Below are 5,489 nucleotides of genomic sequence, written 5' to 3' on the forward strand. Positions count from 1 at the left end.
GATGCGGTATCGTCCGACGACGCGTTGCGCGATTTCCAGGTCGAGATCTTCTCGCAGGACCGGCCGGTGCTGGAGTCGCAGCAACCCAAGCGGCTGCCCTTGAGCGGCGGCGAGGCGCACAGCGCCGCCGACCGCCTGAGTGCCGCCTACCGCCGCTACCTGCAGGCCTGCGGCATCACCTTTGGAGTGTGCTGATGTTTCACCTGCCCCACATCGCTCCCCAGCGCCTGCCCGCCGTGCTGCGCGGCATGCCCAAGGCCGAGCTGCACCTCCACATCGAAGGCTCGCTGGAGCCGGAGCTGATCTTCCAGCTCGCGCAGCGCAACGGCGTGGCGCTGCCCTACGCCAGCGTGGAGGCCCTGCGTGCCGCCTATGCGTTCACCGACCTGCAGAGCTTCCTCGACATTTACTACGCCGGGGCCAGCGTGCTGCGGAAGGAGCAGGACTTTTTCGACATGGCCTGGGCCTACCTGGAAAAGGCCGCCGCCGAGAACGTGGTGCACGCCGAAATCTTCTTCGACCCGCAGACCCACACCGCCCGCGGCGTGCCCATGGCCAGCGTCATCGTCGGGCTGGCCCACGCCTGCCGCCGCGCCCACCAGGAGTTCGGCCTGAGCGCGAAGTTGATCCTCTGCTTCCTGCGCCACCTGAGCGAAGAAGACGCCTTCGCCACGCTGGAGGCGGCGCTGCCCTACCGGCACGAGTTCATCGGCGTGGGACTGGACTCCAGCGAAATGGGCCACCCGCCCGAAAAATTCGAGCGCGTCTTCGCCCGCTGCCGCGAACTGGGCCTGCGCGTGGTGGCCCACGCCGGCGAGGAGGGGCCGCCCGCCTACATCTGGAGCGCGCTGGACGTGCTGGGGGCCGAGCGCATCGACCACGGCGTGCAGGCGGTGCACGACCCGGTGCTGCTGCGCCGCCTGGCCGACGCGCAGGTGCCGCTCACGGTGTGCCCGCTGTCCAACGTCAAGCTGCGCGTGTTCCCCACCCTGGCGCAGCACAACCTGCGCCAGTTGCTGGACGCCGGGCTGTGCGTCACCGTCAACTCCGACGATCCGGCCTACTTCGGCGGCTACCTGAACGAGAATTTCGTGCAGCTGTTCGTCGCGCTCGACCTGACGCCGCGCCACGCCTACCAGCTGGCCTTCAACAGCTTCGAGGCCAGTTTTGCCGACGACACCGCCAAGCGCGGCTGGGAGCGGCAGCTCAAGGCCTACTTCGAGGGCCTGCGCGAGCACGACTGACCCGCCGGCCAGGCCGGGGCGCCAACCGTACAATCGGCGCCAACTGGAGCGCACACGCATGAGCATCAAAAGCGACAAGTGGATCCGCCGCATGGCCGAGCAGCACGGCATGATCGAGCCGTTCGAGCCGGGCCAGGTCCGCCAGGCCGATGGCAAAAAGATCATCAGCTACGGCACCAGCAGCTACGGCTACGACATCCGCTGCGCGCCCGAATTCAAGGTCTTCACCAACATCCACAGCACCGTGGTGGACCCGAAGAACTTCGACGAAAAGAGCTTCGTCGACTTCCACGGCGACCACTGCATCATCCCGCCCAACAGCTTCGCGCTGGCGCGCACGGTGGAGTATTTCCGCATCCCGCGCAACGTGCTGACCATCTGCCTGGGCAAGAGCACCTACGCGCGCTGCGGCATAATCGTCAACGTCACCCCCTTCGAGCCCGAATGGGAAGGCTACGTGACGCTGGAGTTTTCCAACACCACGCCGCTGCCGGCCAAGATCTACGCCGGCGAGGGCTGCGCCCAGGTGCTGTTCTTCGAGAGCGACGAGGTGTGCGACGTGTCCTACAAAGACCGCGGCGGCAAGTACCAGGGCCAGCACGGCGTGACCCTGCCGCGCGCCTGATGCCGGTGCGGCCAGCCGACCGCGCGCCGACCGTTTGCAACCCCCCATGAGCACCCCACCCACACCGGAACCCAGCCCCACGGCCGCAGGGGCCCACGGCCTGCTGGCGTTCGGCCTGCCGGTCGCGGGCACGCCCGAGCGGTCGCACCCCAAACCCGAGCGCCTGATCGCCGGCCACCCGTTGCGCGAAACCTGGAACGCGCTGGACGCGCCCCTGGCCGGCGCCCAGACCCTGAGCACCGGCGTCTGGCGCTGCGAGCCGGGGCATTGGCGCATCGCCTTTGGGCCCACCGAGCGCGAAGTCTTCACCGTGGTGCAAGGCCGCTGCCGCATCCACCGCGACGGCGGCGGTTGTGAGGAGGCCGGCCCGGGTCAGGCCCTCCACATCCCGCCCGGTTTTGCCGGCTCCTTCGAGGTGCTGGAGGCGGTGACCAAGGTCTACGTCATCGTTGAGTGAGCGGCTGCGGGCCACCCCGAACGGCCCGGGCTTTCAGCGCCCCAGCGCCCGCCGCCACGCGCCGGCCGGCAGCAGCACCGTGGCGATGGCCGCCATCACGCAGACCACGGCCACGCCGTCGGTCCAGCGCGGCCATTCGCCGGCAATCACGGTGGCGCTGGCGGTGCCCACCAGGGGCACCATCATCACGCTCATGGCGCTAGTGGCCGGGGGCAGGTGGCGCGCCAGCGAAAACCAGATGATCTGCGCCATGCCGTAGTTCATGAACACGCCGTAGGCCAGCAGTCCCCACATGCGCGGGCTGAGTTGCCACTGGGGCCAGGGCTCGAAGGTGGCGGCCAGGGCCCACAGCGCCAGCGCGGTCAGGCCCATCATCCACACCGTCAGGGCTTCCATGGGCAGGGTCAGGGTGGCGCGGCGCATCATCAGCGTGCCCACCGCCCAGCTGATGGCGGCCCCCAGCATCACCGCCACGCCCACCGGGCGGCCGGCCATGGCGCCCAGTTCGTCGGCCAGCAACAGGGCCACCGCACCGGCCACCAGCAACGCCGCCAGGGTGGAGCGGCGCGTGAGCCGCTGCCCAAAAAACAGCGCGCCCAACAGCACCGTCCACACCGGCATGGTGAAACCCAAAATGGCCGCCCGGCCCGACGCCAGCGCCGCCACCCCGAAAATGGCCAGCGTGTGCCAGCCCAGCATGTTGGGCAGGGCCAGGGTGGCGATGCTGCGCCATTCGCCGGGCCGTGGCGCCAGGCGCACGCCGCGCTGGCGGTAGAACGCAAACAGCCACAGCGCGCCGCCGGTCATGGTCAGGGCGCGGAAGTACAGGGGCGAAAGCTCCTGCAGCGAGAGCTTCATCACCGGCCAGTTCACGCCCCACATCAGCGTCAGGGCGGCCAGCCCCAGCGCCTGGCGGCGGCTCAGCATGGGCTGGGCGTCACACCGCCACCGGCGCCTTGATGGCCGGGTGGTGCTGGTAGTCCCGCACCTCGAAGTCGTCGAGTTCGTAGTCGAAGATCGACGCGGGCCGGCGCTTGAGGTGCAGCGTCGGGGAGGGCAGGGGCTCGCGGCTCAGTTGCAGCGCCACCTGCTCGAAGTGGTTGTTGTAAATGTGGCAGTCGCCACCGGTCCAGACGAAGTCGCCCACGTCCAGGTCGCACTGCTGCGCCAGCATGTGCGTCAGCAGCGCGTAGCTGGCGATGTTGAAGGGCACGCCCAGGAAGATGTCGGCGCTGCGCTGGTAGAGCTGGCAGCTGAGCCTGCCCTTGCCACCCGGCTCGGTGGCCGGGGCCACGTAGAACTGGAAGAAGGCGTGGCAGGGCATCAGCGCCATCTGGTCCAGTTCGGCCACGTTCCAGGCGCTGACGATGATGCGGCGGCTGTCGGGGTTGGTTTTCAGCTGCTGGACCACCTCGGCGATCTGGTCGATGTGGCCGCCGTCGGGCGTGGGCCAGCTGCGCCACTGCATGCCGTACACCGGGCCCAAATCGCCATCTTCGCGCGCCCATTCGTCCCAGATGGTGCAGCCGCGCTCCTGCAGCCAGCGCACGTTGCGCTCGCCGCGCAGGAACCACAGCAGTTCCAGGACGATGCTTTTCAGGTGCACTTTCTTGGTGGTGACCAGCGGGAAGCCTGCGCTCAGGTCAAAACGCATCTGGTGGCCGAAGACGCTGCGGGTGCCGGTGCCGGTGCGGTCGCCCTTGGCCACGCCGTGCTCGAACACGTGGCGCATGAAGTCTTCGTAGGGGTGGCGGGTGGGGCGTGCGGTGTCGGCCATGGGGGCAATCGTGGGGGCCTGGATGGGCCAGGGTCGGGATTTTAAGTGGCCGGCGCCGCGGCGGCCTTGGCCGCCCGCAGTCGCAGCCGCACGTGCAGCGCGCAGGCGGTGAACAGCACCACGCACAGCAGCAACTGCAGCAGCGCCAGCGTGGCCGACCGGCCGGTGTCGCTGTAGGCGCGCACCGCACCTTCGGTGAAGTACAGCCACACCAGCAGGCTGAGCCAGCGGTAGGTGTACATGCGGTGCTTGAGCAGCCCGGCCAGTGGCAGCGTCAGCGGCAGCACCTTGATGGCCCACCACGAGCCGCCTTCGCGCAGCGGCGCCAGCCACAGTTCCCAGGCCAGGCCCAGGGCAATGAGCGCCAGCAGGCTGGCCACGGCCAGGCTGCGGGTCCAGTGGGCGGCGGCGCTGGCCGGGCGGGGAGCGGTGGGGGCGGGGTGGGTGGAGTCGGTCATGGTGGGGCGGGGGTCGGTGGCATGATACCGGGATGCGAGGCACCACAGGATTTCAGGGGTTGGTCGAACGGCTGCGCCAGCGCGCCCAGGGCTTGTGGGCGGACCTGCGCGTCTTCCCCTGGGCCACCACCGCCAGCACCCTGCGCGAGCGCTTCCGCGAAGACCGCCTGGGCGTGACCGCCGGCAGCCTGACCTTCACCACCACCATTTCGCTGGTGCCGCTGTTCACCGTCGCGCTGGCCATTTTCAGCGCCTTTCCCATGTTCGGCCGCATGGAGGCGCAGCTGCAGAAGTGGCTGGTGCAGAGCCTGGTGCCGGAAAACATCGCCCGGCAGGTGTCGAACTACCTGCTGCAGTTCGCCAACAAGGCCGGGCAGATGGGCTGGGCCGGGGCGCTGGTGTTGCTGGTGTCGGCGCTGGCGCTGATCCTCACCATCGACCGCAAGCTCAACGACATCTGGCGCGTGCGCAAGCTGCGGCCGCTCACCCAGCGGGTGCTGGTCTACTGGGCGCTGCTCACCCTGGGGCCGCTGCTGGTCGGGCTCAGCCTGAGCCTGAGTTCCTACGCGGTGTCGGCCTCGCGCGGCTGGGTGGCGGGCCTGCACGGCGGCGTGCTGGTGGCGCTGGACGTGCTGGAATTCGTCACCGTGGTGGTGGCCACCGCGGCGCTCTACCGCTACGTGCCCAACGCCCAGGTGCGCTGGGGCCACGCGCTGGCGGGCGGGCTGTTCGTGTCGCTGGCGCTGGAAAGCGCCAAGAAGCTGCTGGCCTGGTACCTGGCCAGCGTGCCCACCTATTCGGTGGTGTACGGCACCTTCGCCACCCTGCCCATTTTGCTGATCTGGCTCTACCTGGCCTGGGTGATCGTGCTGCTGGGCGCGGTGGTCACGGCCTACCTGCCCAGCCTGCTGGCCGGCATTGCCCGGCG

Annotated in this window: 7 protein-coding genes and 1 pseudogene; 5 read left to right on the top strand and 3 right to left on the bottom strand. The window is 69.3% G+C overall.

Annotated elements, in window-relative coordinates; all coding sequences use genetic code 11:
• The 4 genes and pseudogenes from HA630_RS23850 to HA630_RS20170 all read left to right on the top strand — a co-directional run.
• A pseudogene (locus HA630_RS23850) lies at positions 1-195 on the top strand (aromatic ring-hydroxylating dioxygenase subunit alpha); the annotation flags it as partial.
• On the top strand, positions 195-1,244 hold the full coding sequence (locus tag HA630_RS20160; protein WP_166837195.1) for an adenosine deaminase: 1,050 nt from the start codon (positions 195-197) through the stop codon (positions 1,242-1,244). The pseudogene HA630_RS23850 and the gene HA630_RS20160, both read left to right, overlap by 1 nt.
• Positions 1,245-1,302: 58 nt before the next feature.
• A complete protein-coding gene (gene dcd, locus HA630_RS20165; RefSeq protein WP_166837197.1) occupies positions 1,303-1,869 on the top strand; it encodes a dCTP deaminase in 567 nt (188 codons plus the stop codon).
• A gap of 46 nt (positions 1,870-1,915) precedes the next feature.
• The gene (locus tag HA630_RS20170) at positions 1,916-2,326 is read left to right on the top strand and encodes a cupin domain-containing protein (protein WP_166837199.1); all 411 of its coding nucleotides are present in this window, start codon (positions 1,916-1,918) and stop codon (positions 2,324-2,326) included.
• Between the two features lie 33 nt (positions 2,327-2,359).
• Here HA630_RS20170 and HA630_RS20175 read toward each other — a convergent pair whose 3' ends face one another.
• Genes HA630_RS20175 through HA630_RS20185 form a run of 3 tightly spaced genes read right to left on the bottom strand, consistent with a single transcriptional unit; the run spans position 2,360 to position 4,561 of the window.
• Positions 2,360-3,253, bottom strand: a complete 894-nt coding sequence (locus HA630_RS20175) for a DMT family transporter (RefSeq protein WP_166837201.1) — start codon at positions 3,251-3,253, stop codon at positions 2,360-2,362.
• Positions 3,254-3,263: 10 nt separating this feature from the next.
• On the bottom strand, positions 3,264-4,103 hold the full coding sequence (locus tag HA630_RS20180; protein WP_166837203.1) for a thymidylate synthase: 840 nt from the start codon (positions 4,101-4,103) through the stop codon (positions 3,264-3,266).
• Between the two features lie 41 nt (positions 4,104-4,144).
• Positions 4,145-4,561, bottom strand: coding sequence for a DUF2069 domain-containing protein (locus tag HA630_RS20185; protein ID WP_166837205.1), 417 nt, complete (start codon positions 4,559-4,561; stop codon positions 4,145-4,147).
• Between the two features lie 32 nt (positions 4,562-4,593).
• Between HA630_RS20185 and HA630_RS20190 the strand changes: the two genes are divergently transcribed.
• Positions 4,594-5,489 (top strand): YihY family inner membrane protein (locus HA630_RS20190; RefSeq protein WP_243855573.1); only part of this gene is annotated, 896 nt, incomplete at its 3' end.

It is taken from the genome of Aquabacterium sp. A08, from assembly GCF_011742065.1.

Coding starts and splice junctions, on each gene's coding strand:
- HA630_RS20160 (WP_166837195.1), top strand. CDS start 195: ATGTTTCACCTGCCCCACATCGCTCCCCAGCGCCTGCCCGCCGTGCTG.
- dcd (WP_166837197.1), top strand. CDS start 1,303: ATGAGCATCAAAAGCGACAAGTGGATCCGCCGCATGGCCGAGCAGCAC.
- HA630_RS20170 (WP_166837199.1), top strand. CDS start 1,916: ATGAGCACCCCACCCACACCGGAACCCAGCCCCACGGCCGCAGGGGCC.
- HA630_RS20175 (WP_166837201.1), bottom strand. CDS start 3,253: ATGCTGAGCCGCCGCCAGGCGCTGGGGCTGGCCGCCCTGACGCTGATG.
- HA630_RS20180 (WP_166837203.1), bottom strand. CDS start 4,103: ATGGCCGACACCGCACGCCCCACCCGCCACCCCTACGAAGACTTCATG.
- HA630_RS20185 (WP_166837205.1), bottom strand. CDS start 4,561: ATGACCGACTCCACCCACCCCGCCCCCACCGCTCCCCGCCCGGCCAGC.